Source organism: Xanthomonas pisi DSM 18956 (assembly GCF_001010415.1).
Taxonomy (GTDB): domain Bacteria; phylum Pseudomonadota; class Gammaproteobacteria; order Xanthomonadales; family Xanthomonadaceae; genus Xanthomonas; species Xanthomonas pisi.
Window position 1 is genome coordinate 1 of the sequence record NZ_JPLE01000314.1, and the last position, 383, is coordinate 383.

A 383-nucleotide genomic window follows, 5' to 3' on the forward strand; every position below is an offset into this window, starting at 1 on the left:
GTCATACGTATCACTTGCTACACCAACCAGATAAACAGGACTAAGTTCATCACTCAAGCTGCACCGTCAAACCCAACATTCAAAGAGTTTGTGGAGTGGTCGGCAAAGCAAATGGATATTGATACTGTTATATGCGATACTTCGATTAACAATCAGCGCCTTGTTAACCCAGGCCGCACAACATATGTTGCAGCCGCCTTGCTGCTTGAGATTCAGAACTATCAAAGGAACTCTATTGCGGCATATATCGATGATGATACGCTCATCGTCAAGGATAAAGACAAAATTCTGAATCCAGAACAGATAACGGTGATTGAGGAATTTGTCGGAATACCGATGTGGAATGAGTGGGGCGCTGACTTCACTTGCATGTATAACGCGGA

Annotated in this window: 1 protein-coding gene; it reads left to right on the plus strand. The window is 43.9% G+C overall.

Annotation, left to right across the window (positions count from 1 at the left end; all coding sequences use genetic code 11):
- Positions 1-48 precede the first annotated feature (48 nt).
- Positions 49-383: baseplate hub protein (locus Y887_RS18110; protein ID WP_425476747.1), on the plus strand; the 335-nt coding region annotated here is incomplete at its 3' end.